23 protein-coding genes are annotated in these 20955 nt (G+C 64.2%); 16 read left to right on the forward strand and 7 right to left on the reverse strand.

The window, feature by feature from the left end; translation table 11 throughout:
• The first annotated feature begins 99 nt into the window (after positions 1 to 99).
• A complete protein-coding gene (gene htpG, locus LK539_RS16285) occupies positions 100 to 2019 on the forward strand; it encodes a molecular chaperone HtpG (RefSeq protein ID WP_227802117.1) in 1920 nt (639 codons plus the stop codon).
• Positions 2020 to 2118: 99 nt separating this feature from the next.
• Here htpG and LK539_RS16290 read toward each other — a convergent pair whose 3' ends face one another.
• The 6 genes from LK539_RS16290 to kynU are packed head-to-tail and all read right to left on the reverse strand — an operon-like array spanning position 2119 to position 6930.
• Complete coding sequence (locus LK539_RS16290; RefSeq protein ID WP_227802118.1) at positions 2119 to 2517, reverse strand: GFA family protein; 399 nt, start codon at positions 2515 to 2517, stop codon at positions 2119 to 2121.
• Positions 2514 to 3053, reverse strand: a complete 540-nt coding sequence (locus LK539_RS16295; RefSeq protein WP_227802119.1) for a GNAT family N-acetyltransferase — start codon at positions 3051 to 3053, stop codon at positions 2514 to 2516. The genes LK539_RS16290 and LK539_RS16295 overlap by 4 nt, the downstream gene beginning before the upstream one ends.
• Positions 3050 to 3601, reverse strand: coding sequence for an alpha/beta hydrolase (locus LK539_RS16300; protein WP_227802120.1), 552 nt, complete (start codon positions 3599 to 3601; stop codon positions 3050 to 3052). Before LK539_RS16300 ends, LK539_RS16295 begins: the two co-directional genes overlap by 4 nt.
• Before the next feature lie 57 nt (positions 3602 to 3658).
• Positions 3659 to 4771 carry an acyltransferase gene (locus tag LK539_RS16305; protein WP_227802121.1) on the reverse strand — a complete coding sequence of 371 codons (1113 nt, stop codon included), beginning with the start codon at positions 4769 to 4771 and terminating at the stop codon, positions 3659 to 3661.
• Between the two features lie 54 nt (positions 4772 to 4825).
• Positions 4826 to 5662 (reverse strand): tryptophan 2,3-dioxygenase, encoded by an 837-nt coding sequence (kynA, locus tag LK539_RS16310; protein WP_227802122.1) that lies wholly within the window; start codon positions 5660 to 5662, stop codon positions 4826 to 4828.
• A gap of 11 nt (positions 5663 to 5673) precedes the next feature.
• Positions 5674 to 6930, reverse strand: a complete 1257-nt coding sequence (gene kynU / locus LK539_RS16315) for a kynureninase (RefSeq protein ID WP_227802123.1) — start codon at positions 6928 to 6930, stop codon at positions 5674 to 5676.
• A 637-nt stretch (positions 6931 to 7567) separates the two neighbouring features.
• On the opposite strand from kynU, the gene flhD reads away from it, so the two are divergent.
• The 15 genes from flhD (at position 7568) to LK539_RS16390 (ending at position 20003) form a co-directional block, all read left to right on the forward strand.
• A complete protein-coding gene (gene flhD / locus LK539_RS16320; RefSeq protein ID WP_027863769.1) occupies positions 7568 to 7885 on the forward strand; it encodes a flagellar transcriptional regulator FlhD in 318 nt (105 codons plus the stop codon).
• 64 nt (positions 7886 to 7949) lie between these two features.
• Entirely contained in the window at positions 7950 to 8498 is a 549-nt protein-coding gene (gene flhC, locus LK539_RS16325) for a flagellar transcriptional regulator FlhC (protein WP_227802124.1), read from the forward strand.
• A complete protein-coding gene (locus tag LK539_RS16330; protein WP_227802125.1) occupies positions 8495 to 9232 on the forward strand; it encodes a methyltransferase domain-containing protein in 738 nt (245 codons plus the stop codon). The genes flhC and LK539_RS16330 overlap by 4 nt, the downstream gene beginning before the upstream one ends.
• A gap of 138 nt (positions 9233 to 9370) precedes the next feature.
• Positions 9371 to 10225: a flagellar motor stator protein MotA gene (gene motA, locus LK539_RS16335; protein WP_227802126.1), complete on the forward strand. Its 855-nt coding sequence runs from the start codon at positions 9371 to 9373 to the stop codon at positions 10223 to 10225.
• Between the two features lie 46 nt (positions 10226 to 10271).
• Complete coding sequence (gene motB, locus LK539_RS16340) at positions 10272 to 11204, forward strand: flagellar motor protein MotB (protein WP_227802127.1); 933 nt, start codon at positions 10272 to 10274, stop codon at positions 11202 to 11204.
• A 19-nt stretch (positions 11205 to 11223) separates the two neighbouring features.
• Positions 11224 to 11772, forward strand: coding sequence for a chemotaxis protein (locus LK539_RS16345; protein ID WP_227802128.1), 549 nt, complete (start codon positions 11224 to 11226; stop codon positions 11770 to 11772).
• 75 nt (positions 11773 to 11847) lie between these two features.
• Positions 11848 to 12213: a response regulator gene (locus tag LK539_RS16350; RefSeq protein WP_227802129.1), complete on the forward strand. Its 366-nt coding sequence runs from the start codon at positions 11848 to 11850 to the stop codon at positions 12211 to 12213.
• A 36-nt stretch (positions 12214 to 12249) separates the two neighbouring features.
• Complete coding sequence (cheA, locus tag LK539_RS16355) at positions 12250 to 14409, forward strand: chemotaxis protein CheA (protein WP_227802130.1); 2160 nt, start codon at positions 12250 to 12252, stop codon at positions 14407 to 14409.
• 24 nt (positions 14410 to 14433) lie between these two features.
• The gene (locus LK539_RS16360; RefSeq protein WP_227802131.1) at positions 14434 to 14934 is read left to right on the forward strand and encodes a chemotaxis protein CheW; all 501 of its coding nucleotides are present in this window, start codon (positions 14434 to 14436) and stop codon (positions 14932 to 14934) included.
• Between the two features lie 85 nt (positions 14935 to 15019).
• Complete coding sequence (locus tag LK539_RS16365) at positions 15020 to 15877, forward strand: CheR family methyltransferase (RefSeq protein ID WP_227802132.1); 858 nt, start codon at positions 15020 to 15022, stop codon at positions 15875 to 15877.
• A gap of 17 nt (positions 15878 to 15894) precedes the next feature.
• On the forward strand, positions 15895 to 16488 hold the full coding sequence (cheD, locus tag LK539_RS16370; protein WP_227802133.1) for a chemoreceptor glutamine deamidase CheD: 594 nt from the start codon (positions 15895 to 15897) through the stop codon (positions 16486 to 16488).
• A gap of 50 nt (positions 16489 to 16538) precedes the next feature.
• Positions 16539 to 17600, forward strand: coding sequence for a chemotaxis response regulator protein-glutamate methylesterase (locus LK539_RS16375; protein WP_227802134.1), 1062 nt, complete (start codon positions 16539 to 16541; stop codon positions 17598 to 17600).
• Positions 17601 to 17719: 119 nt separating this feature from the next.
• Entirely contained in the window at positions 17720 to 18112 is a 393-nt protein-coding gene (gene cheY / locus LK539_RS16380) for a chemotaxis response regulator CheY (protein ID WP_159697806.1), read from the forward strand.
• A gap of 1 nt (position 18113) precedes the next feature.
• A complete protein-coding gene (cheZ, locus tag LK539_RS16385; protein WP_227802135.1) occupies positions 18114 to 18752 on the forward strand; it encodes a protein phosphatase CheZ in 639 nt (212 codons plus the stop codon).
• 45 nt (positions 18753 to 18797) lie between these two features.
• Positions 18798 to 20003, forward strand: coding sequence for an EAL and HDOD domain-containing protein (locus LK539_RS16390; protein WP_227802136.1), 1206 nt, complete (start codon positions 18798 to 18800; stop codon positions 20001 to 20003).
• Positions 20004 to 20173: 170 nt separating this feature from the next.
• Here the strand turns inward: LK539_RS16390 and LK539_RS16395 are convergent, their stop codons facing one another.
• Complete coding sequence (locus LK539_RS16395; protein WP_227802137.1) at positions 20174 to 20947, reverse strand: PilZ domain-containing protein; 774 nt, start codon at positions 20945 to 20947, stop codon at positions 20174 to 20176.
• Between the last annotated feature and the right edge of the window lie 8 nt (positions 20948 to 20955).

A 20955-nucleotide genomic window follows, 5' to 3' on the forward strand; every position in this document is an offset into this window, starting at 1 on the left:
TATTGCAGCCATGAACAGGAGGGGCCTTGAAATCCTTGTCGGTGTCCCTATATGGCTGCAATCCGTATTTTTTAACCTAGACCCACCACGAGGAACAAGATGGCAGTCGCCGAAAAAGAAACCCTTGGCTTCCAGGCAGAAGTAAAACAGCTGTTGCAGCTCATGATTCACTCCTTGTACTCGAACAAGGAAATCTTCCTGCGCGAACTGATCTCGAACGCGTCCGACGCGGCCGACAAGCTGCGCTTCGAGGCGATCAATAACGACGCCCTGTACGGCAACGACCACGAGCTCAAGATCAAGGTCGCTTTCGACAAGGATGCGCGCACCATCACGATTTCGGACAACGGCATCGGCATGAGCCGCGACGAAGTCATCTCGCACCTGGGCACCATCGCCAAGTCGGGCACCAAGGAATTCTTCAGCAAGCTGTCGGGCGACCAGCAGCAGGACGCGGCCCTGATCGGCCAGTTCGGCGTCGGCTTCTACTCGGCCTTCATCGTGGCCGAGAAGGTGATCGTCAACACCCGCCGCGCCGGCGCGTTCGCTTCGGAAGGCGTGCGTTGGGAATCGACCGGCGAAGGTGACTACAGCATCGAGCAGATCGAGAAGCAGGGCCGCGGCACCGACGTGATCCTGCACCTGCGCGCCGGCGAGGAAGAGCTGCTCTCGAGCTGGAAGCTGAAGTCGATCATCCGCAAGTACTCCGACCACATCTCGCTGCCGATCGTGATGCAGAAGGAAGAGTGGGACGAGGAGAAGAAACAGACCGTACTGAAGGACGAACTCGAGACCGTGAACCAGGCCAGCGCGCTGTGGGCCCGCTCGAAGTCGGACGTCACCGACGAACAGTACAACGAGTTCTACAAGCACGTCTCGCACGACTTCCAGGACCCGCTGGCCTACACCCACAACCGCGTCGAGGGCCGCAGCGAATACACCCAGCTGCTGTTCGTGCCGAGCCACGCCCCGTTCGACCTGTGGGACCGCAACAAGCGTGCCGGCATCAAGCTGTACGTCAAGCGCGTGTTCATCATGGACGACGCCGAGCAGCTGATGCCGACCTACCTGCGCTTCATCAAGGGCGTGATCGATTCAAGTGACCTGCCGCTGAACGTCTCGCGCGAGATCCTGCAGGAGTCGCGCGACGTGCGCGTGATCCGAGAAGGCTCGACCAAGCGCGTGCTGGGCATGCTGGAAGAGATGGCCAACTCGGAAGAGCAGGCTGGCAAGGACAAGTACGTCACCTTCTGGAAGGAGTTCGGCCAGGTCCTGAAAGAGGGCATCGGCGAGGACGCGACCAACAAGGACCGCATCGCCAAGCTGCTGCGCTTTGCCTCCACCACCAACGATTCGGACGTGCAGAACGTCTCCTTCGGCGACTACATCGGCCGCATGAAGGAAGGCCAGGACAAGATCTACTACGTCACCGCCGACAGCTACACCGCCGCGAAGAACAGCCCGCACCTGGAGATCTTCCGCAAGAAGGGCGTCGAAGTGCTCCTGCTCACCGACCGCGTCGACGAATGGATGCTGTCCTTCCTGACCGAGTTCGAGGGCAAGGAACTGGTGTCGGTCGCCAAGGGCGGCCTGGACCTGGGCGCGCTCGAGGACGAGGCCGAGAAGAAGGAACACGCGGAATTCGAAGCCGGCTACAAGGAGCTGCTCGAGAAGATGAAGGGCGCGCTGGGCGACAAGGCCAAGGACGTGCGCGTGAGCTTCCGCCTGACCGATTCGCCGGCCTGCCTGGTCGCGGACGAGAACGAGTTGTCGGGTAACCTGCTGCGCATGCTGAAGGCGGCCGGCCAGAACGCGCCGGAATCGAAGCCTATCCTCGAGATCAACCCGAACCACCCGCTGGTGACGCGCCTGAAGTACGAGGATGCGGGCGGCAGCCGCTTCACCGACTGGTCGCACATCCTGTTCGACCAGGCCCTGCTGGCCGAAGGCGGCAGCCTGAGCGATCCGGCTTCCTTCGTGAAGCGCCTGAACGAGATGCTGCTGGCGACTGCCAAGTAAGAACGAACCGGGGCCGCGAGCCCCGGTTTTTCATTGTGTCCGCACGCGGTTTCTCGTAGGGTGGTCGGCGGAGCCGACCACCCTACCGCTTTTGATGGATCAAAGATGCCGGACTTCGGCGGGCGGCGTTACCCAATTGTCGTTGCGCCCGTCGAGATAGCGCACCGGCGCCGCCACCAGGTCTTCTACCGGCAGGTCGTCGAGGCAGGCCAGCACCACCGCATGGAAGGCGCCCAGCGCCGGCGATTCTCCCGTCGAGAAGGTATTGATGCCGCAGTTCCCGCAAAAGTAATGGGCGTCGCGCCGCGTGTGGTAGCGGTATTCGCGCAAGGCCTCCGCGCCGCGGGTCAGGCGGAAGGCGCTGGAGGGCACCTGCGCCGCCCAGAAGCGCATCTTGCTGCAGATGGTGCAGTTGCACTTGATGGTGCCGGCCTGGATGTCCAGCTCGGCCTCGAACCCGACGCTGCCGCAGTGGCAGCTGCCGTGGTAGGTCTTCATCGCTGCTTCATATCGCGCGTCGCGGCAAACGCCGATGCGCCGATGTCGTACACCGCTACCGTTTGGCCGTGCCAGACCTCGTCGCCGCGGTAGCGCATGCCGAGGCGCGCCATCACCTTCGCCGAATCGGCATTGTCCGGATGGCAGATCGCCGCCAGCGAGGGCGCCCGCAAGTCATCAAAAGCAAAAGCGGCCATGCGGCGCGCCGCCTCGCTGGCGTAGCCGCGCCCCCAGCGGTCCGGACGCAGGCGCCAGCCGATCTCGTGCTCGTTGGCGGGATCGTGGCCGAGGTGCTGGATGCAGCCGGCGCCGACCAGTTCTCCCGTCTCCTGTTCGATGACACTCCACCACGAATGGCCGAACTGCTTCCAGCGGCCCTGCACGCGTTCGATCATGGCCGCCGTTTCCGCAGGCGTCTCCGGCCGGCCGCTGATGTAGCGCTGCACCGCCGGGTCGGCGTTCAGCACGCGCAGGCCCTCGTAGTGCTCCAGACAGATCGGTTCCAGGCGCAGGCGCGCCGTATGCAGGACCGTCATGTGCTGTGCCCGATCTGGTCGCAGAATTCCTGCAGCAGGCGCTCACCTTCCGGCCAGGGGCCGTGGCCCGAGGTGCCGTTGATGTGGCCGGCATCGCCGATGCGTACCAGGCGGCTGCCCCAGGCGCGGGCAAAGGCGTCGGCGCGTTCGTTGGTCACGTATTCGTCATTCGTGCTGCTGACGACGACGCTGGGAAAGGGCAGGGGAGCGAGCGGGATCGGGGCGAAGCCGTTGACCGGTACCGGATAGCTGGACGCCTCGACGTCGCTCGGCGCCACCAGGAAGGCGCCACTGACTTTCAAAGGCGAACGGCTGGCCGCCCAGTGCACCGCCAGCATGCAGCCGAGGCTGTGCGCGACCAGAATAGGCGCGCCCTTGCAGGCGGCGATGGCGGCGTCGAGCTCGGCGACCCATTCTTCGCGGTCCGGCGAGTTCCAGTCACGGTGTTCGGCCTTGGTCCAGGCCGGATAGCGGGCCTGCCACAGGGTCTGCCAGTGTTCGGGTCCGGAATTCCACAGGCCGGACAGGATCAGTACATCGCACTTCATCGCCTGCTCCCTTGAAAGAAGATCAAGGTCGATTGTACGTCGAAAGCGCGACGCGCATCAGGCGGCGGAGCGGTCGGCCGCGACGCCGCGCGGCGCCAGCAGGCGCTCGAAGCAGGCGCGCCAGGCCGGGCGGCGTCCTTCCGTCACGGCGCCCAGCACGATGGCGGTGGCGGCGATTGCAGCAAGCAGTACCAGGATGCCGCCAGCCGTGCTCCGGCCCGGATAGAACAGCTGCCACAGCCCGATCACCAGCGCATGCGAGAGGTAGAGCGTGAAGGTGTGCGAGGCTAGATAGCGCACCGGGCGCGCCACGCGCAGCAGGGCCGTGAAGCCGGCGTCGCGCGCGCAGGCGAAGTTGGCCAGCACGATGAGGCACAGCAGCCAGTCGCCGAGGTAGCGGTCGGCGCTGCCCAGCGGCAGCGCGGCGAAGGGCCAGATGGCGTTGCCGAGCGCGCGCAGCTGCTCTTCCAGGTGCAGGCCGACCCAGGCGCCAAACAGCAGCACGCTGGCCAGCCAGCCGATCCGCGCTGCGTGCACCCCCAGCCAGGGAGCGCGGTAGCTGCGGCACAGCCAGGCGCCGGCCAGCCAGACCGGCAGCAGCAGCCACAGTTTGTAGCCCATGAAGCTCAGCGCCAGCGCCAGCATCAGGATGCGGCGCCGGCCGCGCAGATAGCAGGCCAGGCCGAACAACAGGTAGTACCAGGCTTCGTAGCCGAGCGACCAGTAGGGCAACATGTAGGGCGGGGTTTCCGCCAGGGTCCAGTGCCCGCCGAGGAATAGCAGGTGCAATGGCAGGTACACATACAGCTTGTCGAGCACGTAGGCATTCGGCGGGACCACGTCCGTGAAGCTGCGCACGGCGGCGGCGGCGGCCAGCGCCAGCAGCAGGATCGGCAGCGCCACCGAATACACGCGCGACAGGCGCGCCGCCGCGTAGGCGCACGCCGAGGGACGGCGCTGGGCGGTGCTGGAGGCGATCACGTAGCCGGACAGCACGAAGAACACCATCACCGCTTCGCGCCCCATGTGCGGCAGCAGGCCCCAGGCCCCTTCAGGAATGACGCCGAAGTAGCTGATGTGCGCGAGCACGACCACGACCGCGGCGGCAAAGCGGGTCAGGTCGAGGTAGAGCGAGAAGGGCTGCCCGAGGGCGGGCGGGGCGGCTTGCATTGTTTCTTGTAATCATGAAAACAATGCGATGATACACCGCCCGCGCGCCGTGGATCAGAGTGCGGTTCGCAGCGCGAACAATTCCGGGAACAGCACCACGTCGAGCATCTTGCGCAGGTAGCTGGCGCCCGAGGTGCCGCCGGTGCCCTGCTTGAAGCCGATGATGCGTTCGACCGTGGTGACGTGGCGGAAGCGCCAGAAGCGGAAGGCGGTCTCGAGGTCCACCAGCTTTTCGGCCAGCTCGTACAGCGCCCAGTGGTGCTCGGTATCCTGGTAGACCCCGAGCCAGGCCGCCTTCACGCTCTCGTCCAGCTGGGTCGGCCGGGTCGGATCAAGGGCCAGGCGCTCGGGCGCAATGGCAAAGCCGCTGCGATGCAGGAGCATCACCGCCTCGTCGTAGACCGAAGGCGCGTGCAGCTCGCGCTCGAGGATCGCGTGCGCCTCGGGCGACTTCTCGTGCACCGCCAGCAGGTTCGGATTCTTGTTCCCGAGGATGAATTCGAGCTGGCGGTACTGGAAGGACTGGAAGCCGGACGAGGCGCCCAGATAGGGGCGGATCGCCGTGTATTCGGGCGGCGTCATGGTCGCCAGCACGTCCCAGGCGTGCACCAGCTGGTCCATGATGCGCGCCACCCGCGCCAGCATCTTGAAGGCCGGCGCCAGGTTACCCTCGCGGATGTTATGGCGCACGGCCTGCATCTCGTGCAGCATCAGCTTGATCCACAGCTCGCTGGTCTGGTGCTGGATGATGAACAGCATCTCGTTGTGGTTGGGCGAGAGCGGGTGCTGGGCCGACAGAATCTGGTCCAGGCCCAGGTAGTCGCCGTAGCTCATCGATTCCTTGAAATCGAGCTTGGCGCCGTGCCATTCGGCCTTGGTTTGGTCGTTCATGCTGCTTCCTCTCAAGTCACCGCGCTGCGCTCGAGCGCCACGTCATAGGCCTCGTTGTCGAGGATGTCCTTCAGGATCGCCACTGCATCCCACACGTCGGCGAAGCTGGTGTAGAGCGGGGTGAAGCCGAAGCGCATGATCTCCGGTTCGCGGTAGTCGCCGATCACGCCGCGCCCGATCAGGGCCGCCATCACCGCGTAGCCATGCGGGTGGGTGAAGCTGGCCTGGCTGCCGCGGCGCGCATGCTCGCGCGGCGTAACGAGGCCCAGCGGATGCGCGGAACAGGTGGCTTCGACCAGCTCGATGAACAGGTCGGTGAGCGCCAGCGATTTGCTGCGGATCGCGTCCATCGTGGTTTCCTCGAACACCTCCAGCCCGCACTCGACCAGGGCCAGCGAGACCACCGGCTGGGTGCCGCACAGGGCGCGCCCGATCCCCTCGCAGGGGGCGAAGCCGTGCGACATGGCGAAGGGTTTGGCGTGGCTCCACCAGCCCGTGAGCGGATGGGCAAACGCCGCCTGGTGGCGCTGCGGCACCCAGATGAAGGCCGGGGCGCCCGGGCCGCCATTCAGGTATTTATAGGTGCATCCGACCGCGAAGTCGGCTTCCGCCGCGTGCAGGTCGACCGGCACCGCGCCGGCCGAGTGGGCCAGGTCCCACACCGCCAGGGCGCCCCTGGCGTGGGCGTGGCGGGTGAGGGCGGCCATGTCGTGCTGGTAGCCAGTGCGGTAGTTGACGTGGGTGAGCATCAGCACGGCGCAGTCGGCGTCCACCGCGGCCGGGATCTCGTCCACCGAGTCGACCAGGCGCACCTGGTAGCCGCGGTCCAGCCATTGGGCCAGGCCTTCCGCCATATAGATATCGGTCGGGAAGTTGCTACGTTCGGTGACGATGGTGCGGCGGGCCGCGTTCGGGCCGGACGCCTGGATCTGCAGGGCCGCGGCCAGGGCCTTGAACAGGTTGAGCGAAGTGGTGTCGGTGACCACCACCTCGCCCGCGTTCGCGCCGATCAGCGGCGCCAGGCGGTCGCCCAGGCGCTTGGGCAGCTCGAACCAGCCGGCCGTGTTCCAGCTCTTGATCAGGTCCTGGCCCCACTCGCGCGCCACCACCTCGTGGACACGGCTCGATGCGGCTTTCGGGCGGGCGCCGAGCGAATTGCCGTCCAGGTAGATGACGCCGTCGGGCAAATCGAAGCGCTCGCGCAGCATGCGCAGGGGATCCTGCTGGTCGCGCGCGGCGCAGTCGGCGCGGGTAATCTGGGTACTCATTGAATTTCCTTGTGGGGCAGCGCGTGCAGGATGGCCAGGACCGGGCTGGCATCCATGCAGCGCCTTGGATCAGTTGAAGCTTGAAGCTTTTGTCAGTCTCGCAGTGTAGCAAGTTCCAGTGGCCGCCGTCCTCTTTTGTTGACTTTACGATAAGTTTTGGCGAGCGCAAAAAAAATTCAAAATTTTTTCTCAAGAACCCTAAAGTTCCCCAAACCCCTGCCGTTACCCTTTCCAGAAGCGCGGTAAAGGGTCTTGAAAAATATTTTCAAAAAACCCTAAAGTTCCTGCCAGGCGCTCCGTTAAGAGAGTGGAGAGGGCAGCAAAAGATTGAAAAAATATTTTGCGAAAACCCTAAAGTTCTCCAAAAGCTTGACGTAAACCGTATCAAGCGCACGACAGAAGCAGCGTCGCGCACCACAATTTGGCCGGTTTCCCGGCACCTTCCCAAGCCCCTTCTTCATAGGGGCGCCAGAGTGATCCAAGCGGGTTTGTCAGACAAACTCCTACGGGTCACGTCAGTCGTTCCCGGACGAAAAATACAGACTTTGTCCAATTCCTCAAAAGTTGCCCCACGGTCAGAATCTATCTCATCGGCAACACGCAAGTCGCCGAACCAACGGAACCCCGGAGATAGAAAATGACGATGAACGACATGATGGCTGAAATCCGCGACGCGAACCTGAGCTACCTGATGCTGGCCCAGCAAATGATCCGCGCCGACAAAGTCACCGCTATCTTCCGTCTCGGCATCTCCGCTGACATCGCCGAGCTGATCGAAGGCATGAGCAACGCCCAGATCCTGAAGCTGGCAAGCGGCAATATGATGCTGGCCCGCTTCCGCTTCGACGACACTGCCATCCTGTCGATGCTGACCAGCCACACCAAGGAACGCAGCCTGGCCCAGTCGCACGCCGCCATCCTGATGGCCGGCCAGCCTGTGGAAGAGATCGTATAAAATCCTGCCAGACGCGGTCCCGTCGGGATCGCCCATCAAGAAGTAACACAGGCGGGAGCAGCACATGAGCAAGAAAAGCGTCGTTTCGGAAGCCCAGGAAATCCAGCTTGCGATCGAACTGATCAACTTGGGGGCGCGCCTCCAGCTGCTCGAAACCGAAGTCTCGCTGTCGCGCGAGCGCCTGCTCAAGCTGTACAAGGAACTCAAGGGCGTCTCCCCGCCCAAGGGCATGTTGCCGTTCTCGACCGACTGGTTCCTGACCTGGCAGCCGAATATCCATTCCTCGCTCTTCATTAATATCCATAACTTCCTGGTCGAGCATGCCGGCGCTACCGGCATCCAGGCGGTGATGAAGGCGTACAAACTCTACCTCGAACAGATGCCGCCCGAGCCGGGCGAAGAGCCGCTGCTCTCGCTCACGCGCGCCTGGACCCTGGTACGTTTCTTCCAGAGCAATATGCTGGTGCTGGCCTCCTGCCAGAAATGCCAGGGCAAGTTCGTCGTCAACTCCCTCGACCTGAACGCCGGCTACCTGTGCGGTCTGTGCCACATGCCTTCGCGCGCCGGCAAGACCCGCAAGGCCAAAGAAGCTGCGGCCAACGGCGGCGAGTGAAGCCTGCCGTCGCGGCCCTGCTGCTGCAGGTCGCCGCCGTTCCGCTGACGTTGAGCGCGACCTGGCTGCTGGCCAGCAGCGGCATCCCGATGTCCTATGCCGGCGTTGCGCTGCTGCAGGGCGCCTTCGCGCTCGTATTGACGTGGTGGCGCGGCCTGGCCGCCTGGTGGCGCTTGATTCAGTTCCTGTTCCCGCTGGCGCTCGTCGGCGCCTCCCGCCTGGACATCCCGCCGCCGGTCTTCCTGGCCGTGTTCCTGTTCCTGCTTCTCCTCTATTGGTCGACCTACCGGACCCAGGTGCCGTACTACCCATCCAACCGGCGCGTGTGGGAGGAGGTAGCGCGCCTGCTGCCGGATGGGAAGGCGAGGGTGATCGATATCGGCAGCGGCCTGGGCGGGCTGGTGCTGGACATGGCGCGCCGCCCCGGCGTCGATGCGACGGGGATCGAGCTGGCGCCGCTGCCCTGGCTGGTGAGCAGCGTCCGGGCACGCCTGGCTGGAAGCCGGGCGCGTTTCATCCGCGGCGACTACCACCGCCTCGATTTTGCCGACTACGACCTGGTGTTCGCCTACCTGTCGCCAGCCGCCATGGACGCCCTGTGGCGCAAGGCCAAATGTGAAATGCGGCCGGGCGCGCTGCTTGTCAGTTACGAATTCGGCATTAACGATCGTTTACCGAACCGTACCGTCTATCCCACAGAGGGCGGCCCCGCCCTCGATATCTGGCACTTTTAGGCGACAAAACCGGCCTTTTTGCTTGCCGCTGGGCCGTTCTCCGGCTAGAGTGGTTCCTTGCGTCAACTTTGCTTGAAATCACTATTTTGATAGAGCCAGCCGGACGGTCCATTCCCGGCTTATCTGGAGCGGAATTCCTTGTTAGTCATTATTGGTTACATCGTCGTCTGCGCCTGCGTGTTCGGCGGCTTCGTCTGGTCCGGCGGCCACATCGCGTCGCTTTGGCAGCCGCTCGAGCTCCTGATGATCGGCGGTGCGGCCGCGGGCGCCTTCTTCGTCGGTAACACGATGAAGTCGGTGAAGGCGACCATGAAAGCCCTGCCGAGCATCTTCAAGGGCTCGCAGTACACCAAGGACATGTACATGGAGCTGATGGCGCTGCAGTTCGACGTGCTGTCGAAAGTGCGCAAGGAAGGCCTGATGTCGATCGAAGGCGACATCGAAGCGCCGGAAGCCTCGCCGCTGTTCTCCAAGTATCCGGCGGTGCTGGCCGACCACCACATCATCGAATTCATGACCGATTACCTGCGCCTGATGGTGTCGGGGAACATGGACGCGATGCAGATCGAAAACCTGATGGATAACGAGATCGAGACCCACCACCACGAAGGCGCGATCCCGGCCCACGTGATCGCCAAGGTGGGCGACGGCCTGCCGGCCTTCGGTATCGTGGCGGCCGTGATGGGCGTGGTCCACACCATGGAGTCGGTGGGCCTGCCGCCGGCCGAACTGGGCATCCTGATCGCGAAGGCGCTGGTCGGTACCTTCCTCGGCATCCTGCTGGCCTATGCGTTCGTCTCCCCGCTGGGTAACGTGCTGGAACAGAAGCTGGAAGAATCGACCAAGATGTTCCAGTGCGTGAAGGTGACCCTGCTGGCGAGCCTGAACGGCTACGCGCCGGCGCTGGCCGTCGAATTCGGCCGCAAGGTGCTGTACTCGACCGAGCGCCCGAGCTTCGCCGAGCTCGAAGAGCACATCAAGAAGAAGAAGTAAGCCGTGATGCCGCTTCATCCGATCAACCAGCACAGACGAGGGGACCATGGCTGACGACAACATGCGTCCCATCGTCGTCAAGCGCATCAAGAAGGTGGCCGGCGGCCACCACGGCGGCGCCTGGAAGATCGCGTACGCCGACTTCGTGACCGCGATGATGGCCTTCTTCCTGCTCATGTGGCTGCTCGGCTCGACCGCCAAGGGCGACCTCGAAGGCATCTCGGAATACTTCAAGACGCCGCTGAAGGTGGCGATGTCCGGCGGCTCGGGCGCGGGCGATGCTTCGTCCGTGATCAAGGGCGGCGGCACCGACCTGACCCGCCGCAATGGCCAGGTCAAGAAGGGCGATATCGACCCGACTTCGAAGACCTACAACCTGGAAGCGGCCAAGGCGCAGGTGGCAAAAGCCGAGGCCGACCGCCTGCAGTCGCTGAAATCGAAGATCGAATCGGTCATCGAGGTCAACCCGCTGCTGAAGAAATACAAGAACCAGCTGCTGCTCGACATCACCAGCGAAGGCCTGCGCATCCAGATCGTGGACGAGCAGAACCGCCCGATGTTCGCCCTGGCCAGGGCCGATCTGCAGCCGTACACCAAGGACATCCTGAACGTGATCGGCATGGTCCTGAACGAAGTACCGAACAAGATCGGCCTGTCGGGGCATACCGACTCGACGCCGTATCCGAGCGATGCCGGCTACAGCAACTGGGAACTGTCGGCCGACCGCGCCAACGCCTCGCGCCGCGAACTGGTGCGCGGCGGCCTGGGCGACGACAAGGTGCTGCGCGTGGTGGGCCTGGCCTCGGCCGCGCCGCTCGACCGCACCGATCCGTTCAACCCGATCAACCGGCGCATCAGCATCATTGTGATGAACAAGCGCACCGAGGAAGCCGTCCAGCGCGACGCGGCGAACCTCGAGGTGCCGGCGCAGCAACCCGCGGCAGCGGCCGAGGCGGTCGCCGCGGCAGGCGCGAAGTAGCCAGGACAGGAGGACCCGAATGAAAAGAAAAAAGATACTGGGCTCGCACGTGAAGCGCCTCCTGTCCGGGGTGGCGATCCACGGGCGGCGCCACCTGAATGAAGTCGAGACCGATCTGCTGCAGACCGAACTGCTGCTGGAAGAAGCCATCGACAAGCTGACCAGCAGCTTCATGGCGATCCACACCGCCGTCGGCGCGCGCCAGGAAGCGATCAACCGCCTGCTGGCGGGCGAGACGCCGAGCGCGGAAGACAGCGCGAACCTGGCAGACATGTCGGGCGAGATCGGCCAGCACGTGAACACGGCGATCACCAGCATGCAGTTCCAGGACATGACCAGCCAGCTGATCGACCGCACCCTGCGCCGCGTGGCCGGGCTGCGCGAATTCCTCGGCACGCTCAGCGAACACGGCGCGGAAATCGCGCCCGAGACCGACAGCGAGGAAATCGTCGAACGCCTGGGCAAGGTCAGCATGGCGCTGGCGATCCAGTCGCTCGAGCTGCGCAGCATGCTGCGCAAGTCGGTGGACCAGCATCATCTCGAAAGCGGGGACATCGAGCTCTTCTGAGTCCGCTGGCCACAACTATTTAGCCACTCAACATTCAACCGGAACAGTCCGGGATTAAAACAGCAGGAGCAAAACATGGCAAAAACGATTCTCGCGGTCGACGATTCCAGTTCGCTGCGCCAGATGGTGGCCTTTAGCCTGAAGGCCGCCGGCTACAACGTCGTGGAGGCGGTCGACGGCATGGATGGCCTCGAGAAGGCGAAGCTGCAGGGCGTGGACCTGGTGCTGACCGACCAGAACATGCCGCGCATGGACGGCCTGTCCTTGATTAAGACCCTGCGCACGCTGCCGACCTACGCCAAGACCCCGATCCTGATGCTGACCACCGAATCGTCCGACGAGATGAAGGCCAAGGGCCGCGCCGCCGGCGCCAATGGTTGGCTGGTCAAGCCTTTCGATCCGCAGCGTCTCATCGAAGTAGTCAAGAAAGTCATTGGCTGATGCCATGATGCTTCAGGCTTCAGAACGGATTTCATCATGACGATCGACATCAGCCAGTTTTACCAGGTCTTTTTCGACGAGGCAGAGGAACTGCTCGCCGAAATGGAGCGGCTGCTGCTGGGCGTCGACGTGGCAGCGCCGGACCCGGAAGACCTGAACGCCATCTTCCGCACCGCCCACTCGGTCAAGGGCGGGGCGTCGACCTTCGGCCTCACCGACATGAGCGAAGTCACGCACGTGCTCGAGTCGCTGCTGGACCGCATCCGCAAGGGCGAGATGGCGCTGACCTCGAACCACGTGGACGCCTTCCTGGCGGCCAAGGACAGCCTCAAGATGCAGCTTGACGGCCACCGTCACGGCGCCAGTGTCGACCAGGAAGCGGTCGCCAACGTGCGCATGGTGCTGCACGACCTGGCCGAGGGCCTGGTGCCGCAGGCGCCGGTGGTGGCGCCGTCCTACCTCACGGCGGACGCAAAGAACCATCACCCCACCGAGGGCGCGCACCGCTACAAGATCGAACTGCCGCCGGTGGAGCAGCGCGACATCAGCGCCCTGGTCGATGAACTCGGCCTGATGGGCCGCGTGAAGGTCACGCCGCTCGAAGGCGGGCGCAGCGCCATCATCATTACCACCCATGAGAGCCTGGACGACATCATCGCGATCTGTTCCTTCGTGCTCGACCCGGAAGACCTGAAGATCTTCGAGGCCCCGGCATTGACGCCGGAGCAGCGCGCCATCGAGGCGGCCGAGCGCAAGCGCATCGAGGAGCAGCAGGGCTACGGCTTCTTCGACTTCGACGACGAGGCCGAGGCCGGCGCGGCCAGGGAAGATGAACTGTCGGACGACGAGCGCGGCTACGGCTTCTTCCAGCCGATCGAACAGATCCGCGCCGCGGCCGGTATCGGCAGCGAAGCCGCGCCGCCGCCGGTGAAGGAAACGCGCCCGGACCCGATCGAACTGTCCGAGCTGGCCGCCGAGAAGAAGGCCGCAGCCAAGAAGGATCCGCATGCCGAATCGTCCTCGATCCGGGTCTCGGTGGAGAAGGTCGACCAACTGATCAACCTGATCGGCGAACTGGTGATCACCAACGCCATGCTCGAGCAGCGCAGCGGCAACCTTGACCCGATGGCGCACGAGCGCCTGCTCAATTCGATCAGCCAGCTGGGCCGCAATACCCGCGAACTGCAGGAAGCGGTGATGTCGATCCGCATGATGCCGATGGACTTCGTGTTCTCGCGCTTCCCGCGCATGGTGCGCGACCTGGCGTCGAAGCTCGGCAAGAAGGTCGACTTCATCACCAACGGCGCCGCCACGGAACTGGACAAGGGCCTGATCGAGCGCATCGTCGATCCGCTCACCCACCTGGTGCGCAACTCGATAGACCATGGCATCGAGATGCCGGCCGCGCGCGTGGCTGCCGGCAAGTCGGAAGCAGGGCGCTTGTTCCTGTCGGCCGGCCACCAGGGCGGCAACATCGTGATCGAAGTGTCGGACGACGGTGGTGGCCTGAACCGCGACCGCATCCTGGCCAAGGCCAGCGAGAACGGCCTGGCGGTGTCGCCGAACATGACGGACGAGGAAGTCTGGCAGCTGATCTTCGCGCCGGGCTTCTCGACCGCCGAGCAGGTGACCGACGTGTCCGGCCGCGGCGTGGGCATGGACGTGGTCAAGCGCAACATCGCCTCGATGGGCGGGACCGTGGACATCCGCTCCGCACGCGGCTTCGGCACCACGATCTCGATCTCGCTGCCCTTGACGCTCGCCATCCTGGACGGCATGTCGATCAGGAGCGGCGACGAGATCTACATCCTGCCGCTGTCCTTCGTGGTCGAGTCGCTGCAGCCGACGGCGGAAGATATCCGCGACATCGCCGGCCGCGGGCGTGTGCTGAAGGTGCGCGGCGAATACCTGCCGCTGATCCCGCTGTACCAGATGTTCGACATCACACCGCGCATCACCGACCCGAGCGAAGGCATCGTGGTGATCCTCGAGACCGAAGGCAAGAAGGCCGCGCTGTTCGTCGACGAACTGGTGGGGCAGCAGCAGGTTGTGGTCAAGAATCTGGAAGCGAACTACCGCAAGGTGGCCGGCGTCTCGGGCGCCACCATCCTGGGCGACGGCGGCGTCGCCCTGATCCTGGACGTGGCTGCGCTGGTGCGATCCTCGCGCCAGCTGCTCGACGACGCAACCGTTTAATCATTACCAACCAAGGACGTGAACATGTCTACTGTACAGAACAACAAGCCGCTGGAAGGCGCAAACGAAGGCGCTGGCAGCGAATTCCTGGCCTTCACCCTCGGCTCCGAGGAATACGGCATCGACATCCTCAAGGTGCAGGAAATCCGCGGCTACGAAGCGGTGACCCGCATCGCCAATGCACCGGAATTCATCAAGGGCGTGATCAACCTGCGTGGCATCATCATCCCGGTGGTGGACATGCGCATCAAGTTCAAGCTGGGCACCCCGGTGTACGACCAGTTCACCGTCGTGATCATCCTGAACATCGCCGGCCGCATCATGGGCATGGTGGTCGACAGCGTGTCGGACGTGACCACGCTCACCCCGGACCAGATCAAGCCGGCCCCGGAAATGGGCACCGCCTTCGACACCAACTACATGATCGGCCTGGGCACCGTGGACGAGCGCATGCTGATCCTGGTCGACATCGACAAGCTGATGTCGTCGAGCGAGATGGGCCTGATGGACAAGCTGGCGGCGTAAGCCACCGCTCCACCGGTTCCGGCACGAGCATCAGGAAATGGGAAAGCCCGGGCGACCGGGCGCACAGCAAGAAAGAGGCAAGCAAGTGCCGCAGCAAAGAACCGATACGGTCAAGGAATTCGATTTCACACGCAGTGATTTCGAACGGGTCCGCGCGCTGATCTACCAGCGCGCCGGCATCTCGCTGGCCGACAGCAAGCAGGAGATGGTCTACTCGCGCCTGGCGCGGCGCCTGCGCGCGACCGGCATCCAGTCCTTCGCGCGCTACCTCGACGATCTCGAGGCCGGCCGCATGGCGAGCGAGTGGGAATCCTTCACGAATGCGCTGACCACCAACCTGACCTCGTTCTTCCGCGAGGCCCACCACTTCCCGCTGCTGGCGGAGCACCTGCAGGCGCTGCGCCGCCGCGACGGCGCGCCGCTCACCATCTGGTGCTCGGCCGCGTCCACCGGCGAAGAGCCGTACTCGATCGCGATGACGGCCTGCGAGGCCTTCAACACGCTCACCCCGCCGGTGCAGATCGTGGCCACCGACATCGACACCAACGTGCTCGCCACCGGCGAGAACGGCGTGTATCCGATGGACCGCGTCGACAAGGTGGGCGCCGAGCGCCTCAAGCGCTTCTTCCAGAAAGGGAAGGGCGCCAACGCTGGCATGGCGCGGGTGCGGCCGGAGCTGCGCCAGCTGGTCAGCTTCCGCCAGCTCAACCTGCTGGCGGGCGAGTGGCCGGTACAGGGACAGTTCGACGCGATCTTCTGCCGCAACGTGATGATCTACTTCGACAAGGACACCCAGCGCCGCATCCTGGCGCGCTTCGTGCCCCTGATGAAGCCGCACGCCCTGCTGTTTGCCGGGCACTCCGAAAACTTCCTGTACGTGTCGGATGCGCTGCGCCTGCGCGGCAAGACGGTGTACGAACTCGACCAGGCCGCGCGCCGCTGATCGCCTGGGACACCGACATGAACAACCAGTTTGCCACCAACGTCTACTACGACCGCACCTTTGATTGCGACGCGGCCAAGATCCTGCCGGGCGAGTACTACTACACCGGCAAGAACATGCTGATCGTGACCGTGCTCGGCTCCTGCGTGTCGGCCTGCATCCGCGACCGCATCACGGGCCTGGGCGGCATGAACCACTTCATGCTGCCCGATGGCGGCGACGGCAGCAGCCCGGTGTCGGCCTCGATGCGCTACGGGAGCTTTGCGATGGAGATCCTGATCAACGACCTGCTCAAGGCGGGCGCGCGGCGCGAGCACCTGGAAGCCAAGGTGTTCGGCGGCGGCGCGGTGCTGCGCGGCTTCACGGCGATGAACGTGGGCGAGCGCAACGCGGCCTTCGTGACGGACTTCCTGAAGACCGAGCGCATCCCGGTGCTGGCCTCGGACCTGAACGACATCTACCCGCGCAAGGTGTACTTCTTCCCGAAGACCGGCAAGGTGCTGGTGAAGAAGCTGATGCAGACCCAGAACGACACGCTGGCAAAACGCGAACTCGATTACGCCAAGCGGCTCAAGGTCGAGCCGGTCGGCGGCGACATCGACCTGTTCTGACGCGTTTGACCCAGTTATAAATAACAATAAAGACCTGAAAGGGACGACTCATGACAATCAAGGTACTGATCGTCGACGACTCTGCGCTGATCCGCAGCGTGATGAGCGAAATCGTCAACTCGCAACCGGACATGGAAGTGGTGGCCACGGCCCCCGATCCGCTGGTCGCGCGCGACCTGATCAAGCGCCACAACCCCGACGTGCTCACGCTCGACGTCGAGATGCCGAAGATGGACGGCCTAGACTTCCTGGAAAAGCTGATGCGCCTGCGCCCGATGCCGGTGCTGATGGTGTCCTCGCTGACCGAGCGCGGCTCGGAAATCACGATGCGGGCGCTGGAACTGGGCGCGGTCGACTTCGTGACCAAGCCGAAGATCTCGATCCAGACCGGGATGCGCGAATACACGGAGCTCATCGCCGACAAGATCCGCGCCGCCTCGCGCGCGCGCATCAAGCGTGCGGTGCCGGGCGCGGTGCCCACGGCGCAGCTGTCGGCGCTGCGCAGCCCGCTCATCTCTTCGGAAAAGCTGATCATCATCGGCGCCTCCACCGGCGGCACCGAGGCGATCCGCGAATTCCTGATGCAGATGCCGTCGGACTGCCCGGGCATCCTGATCGCCCAGCACATGCCGGAAGGCTTTACCAGCTCCTTCGCCAAGCGCCTCGATTCGCTGTGCAAGATCAGTGTCAGCGAGTCGCAGGGCAACGAGCGGGTACTGCCGGGCCACGCCTATATCGCCCCCGGGCATTCACACCTGCTGCTTACGCGTTCGGGCGCCAACTACATGACGAAGATCGAACAAAGCCCGCCGGTCAACCGGCACCGGCCCTCGGTGGACGTGCTGTTTCGCAGTGCGGCCGAGGCGGCGGGCAAGAACGCCGTTGGTGTTATCCTGACCGGCATGGGCAAGGACGGCGCGGCGGGCATGCTGGACATGCGCAATGCCGGAGCGCACAATTTCGCGCAGGACGAGGCGAGCTGTGTCGTGTTCGGCATGCCGCGTGAAGCGATTGCGATCGGTGCTGCCCACGAAACGGGCAGTTTGCAGGCTTTGCCGCGCATGGTGCTCGAGCACCTGGCCCTGCAAGGCAGCCGAGCGTTGCGTGTTTGATCCGGATGCGGTTGTATTGCTGCCATTTTATCGCCGTACGGCAACAAAAATGCTATTCTGGAGGCTGTTGCAGTCTCCATCCACTAAACCAAAGTACAAGTTTCAAAACGGAGTAATTCATGGCTGATCCAAAGATGCGTTTTCTGGTTGTTGACGATTTCTCGACGATGCGTCGCATCGTCCGGAATCTGTTGAAAGAACTGGGTTATGCCAATGTCGACGAAGCGGAAGACGGCGTGATGGGCCTGGCCAAGCTGCGCAGCGAGCAGTTCGACTTCGTGGTCTCGGACTGGAACATGCCGAACATGGACGGCCTGACCATGCTGCAGAATATTCGTGCCGATCCCGCGCTGGCCAAGCTGCCGGTGCTGATGGTGACCGCCGAAGCCAAGAAGGAAAACATCATCGCGGCCGCGCAGGCAGGCGCCAGCGGCTACGTGGTCAAGCCGTTCACGGCCGCCACCCTGGACGAGAAGCTCAACAAGATCTTCGAAAAGATGGACAAGGGCTGACATGATGGAGCAGACTGCTGTCCAGGTGGAAGGCTCCCACGAGGAGGTCCTGAGCCGGATCGGCCACATGACCCGCGCATTGCACGAAAACCTGCGCGGTCTGGGCCTCGACAAGCTGATCGAGAAAGCGGCGAGCGACATCCCCGATGCGCGCGACCGCCTCGACTATGTTGCCCGCCTGTCGGAACAGGCCGCCAAGCGCGTGCTGGACGCCACCGACACCGCCGGTCCCGTGCAGGACGCGATCGAGACCCGGTCGAGCGAGCTGGCCGGCTCCTGGCAGGCGCTGCTGGACAAGGGTGCGTCGGACGCCGAGTGGCGTGCGCTAGCGCAGCGTACGATCGCCGGCCTGAACGAGTCGCGCATCGGCGCCGCTGCGACCCGCAGCCAGCTGATGGACATCATGATGGCCCAGGACTTCCAGGATCTGACCGGCCAGGTGATCGGCCGCATCACGGGCATTGCCCAGAACCTCGAGAAGCAGCTGGTGCAGGTGCTGATCGATTTCGCTCCGAGCGAGATCAAGCGCGAGCTGGACAACGGCTTGCTGAACGGTCCGCAGATCAACCCGGAAGGCAAGAGTGAAGTAGTAGCCGACCAGGGCCAGGTCGACGACCTGCTCGACAGTCTCGGTTTTTGATGCACGCCGGGCCGCGTGCTCGTCCAGTTTCTACTCCGCGCCCACATGCACCAAACCAATTTCATCGTTCGTGAACCGCTGCTTGATCCCAAGCAGCGCGTCATCGGCTACGAGCTGTCGTGGCAGCACCACGACGGCAAGGTGGCAACCGACAAGGAGCTGGAAGACCTGGTCGGCTTCGTCGCCGAGCACGTCAACCATGCCGAGCATGGCTGGCTATTGCGCGAAAAGCTCCTGTTCCTTGATGCCGTCCCGGAGATGCTCTCGCTGGATGCGCTGCATGCGCTGCCGCCGGAAAAGACCGTCCTCACCCTCAACATCCGCCGCCTGACCGATCCCGATGTGCGCGCTGCCGTGCAGGCGGTGCGCGTGGGCGGGGTCGGGGTGTCGATCCGCGGGGCCGACCTGAACCTGCTGGGCCGCAACCTGTCTCCCTATGCCTCCTATGTCGAGGTGCAGTTCGCCGGCGCCGACGTCGCCACCCAGGCACGCACCTATGCCGCCGCCAAGAACGCCGCGGTGCGCATGGTGGGCCGTCCTGTCGCCACCTGGGCCGACTTTGACGCCTGCGCCGCGCTCGGCCTTGATTCCTTTGTCGGCAAGCTGCACCTGACCCCGCGTCCGGGCAATCCGGTCAAGGGCATGAATCCGACCCAGAGCACGATCCTGCAGCTGATGCAAATGGTGCAGAACAACGAGGACGTGCCGAAGATCGAGAACGTCCTGAAGCGCGATCCGGCGCTGACCTACAAGCTGCTCAGCTACATCAACTCGGCCGGCTTCGGCGCGGCGCGGCGGGTAGAGTCGCTGCGCCAGGCCATCGCCCTGATGGGCTACGCGCCGCTGTACCGCTGGCTGGTGCTGCTGCTGGCCACCGCCAGCACCAGCGGCTTCTCGCCGGTGCTGATGGAAACCGCGGTGGTGCGCGGCCGCCTGGCCGAGCTGCTCGGCATGAAGGCGCTGCGCGGAGAGGCCGAGAACCTGTTCGTGGCGGGCATGTTCTCGCTGCTCGACCGTCTATTGGGCCTGCCGATGAAGGAAGTGCTGGAGACGGTGCCACTGCCGGAAGAGGTGGTCAGGGCGCTGATCGGACGCGAGGGCAAGTATGGGCCCTACCTGGCGCTGGCCGAGGCCTGCGAGCTCAATTCCAACCTGGTGGCGTCGCTGGCGGAGTCGCTCGATATCAGTCCGCTGGATGTGAACAAGGCGCATTTGTCGGCGCTGGCGTGGGCGCAGAGCGTGGCGGCGTAGAGGTTAAAGCACCTTGGATCCCGGCCTGCGCCGGGATGACGTCGATTCCGTTTCGGTTAAGCAGAGGCAGCGGTTTCTATACCGTTGACTGAAAACCGTCGTTCCGGCGAAGGCCGGAACAATCCCACTGGCATTGTTCCGCCCAAGTTCGTTCCGTAACCGCTAGCGCATCACCGCGCCGTAGCGCGCCGCTCCACCGCCCCGGTCGTTACAAACTTCTCCAGCGTCTGCTGCAGCTCCATCGAGATACTCGCAAAACTGCAGCCCACCTGCACCTGCTCGCCCAGCAGGAAGGTACGGAAGGGCCGCAGCAGGCGCACTTCGAGGTCGGCCATGACCACCAGGTTCGGACCCAACTCCAGGCGCACGCCTTCCAGCTTTTTCCCCACATGCAGGCCGAAGCACTGTTCCGGCGTGGCGCGCAGGCCGACGCCGCCCTGGGAGAAGTCGTACAGGGGCAGCTCGACCTGGGTGCCCTTGACGCGGAAACTCGCCATGTAGTGCACGCCCACCGGGGTCTCGACGCGGCGCGCGGCGCGGCGGTTCAGCACCAGGCAGGACGGCGGGAATTCGGCCGCCACGTGCATCCGGTTGTCCGGGGTCGGCTTCCAGGACTGGTCGAGGTCGAACTGCAGCTTGGCGTTGCCGCCGAGCGAAGCCACCAGCGTGGCCTTGCCGGCCGGCGGGCGCTCGCTGCCCGAGAAGTCGAGTACGAAATGGGGCAGTTCCGGATCGACCGACTCGATGCGCGCCATCAGCGGTTCGATCCAGCCGGCCGGGAACACGGTGACCGGTTCGCCGGACAGCGACAGAGCGGTGAGCGCCTCGCCGATGTCGAACGGGTCGCGCATTTCATGCGGCTCGGCGGTGCTGCCGATACGGCTGAGCGCATCCGACTGCTTCGGCGGGCCCTTGCGGTTGAGGGGAGCGGCGGTTTCGTTCACGGCGGAGT

The sequence above is a fragment of the Massilia sp. IC2-476 genome (assembly GCF_020707295.1).
Classification (GTDB): domain Bacteria; phylum Pseudomonadota; class Gammaproteobacteria; order Burkholderiales; family Burkholderiaceae_D; genus Telluria.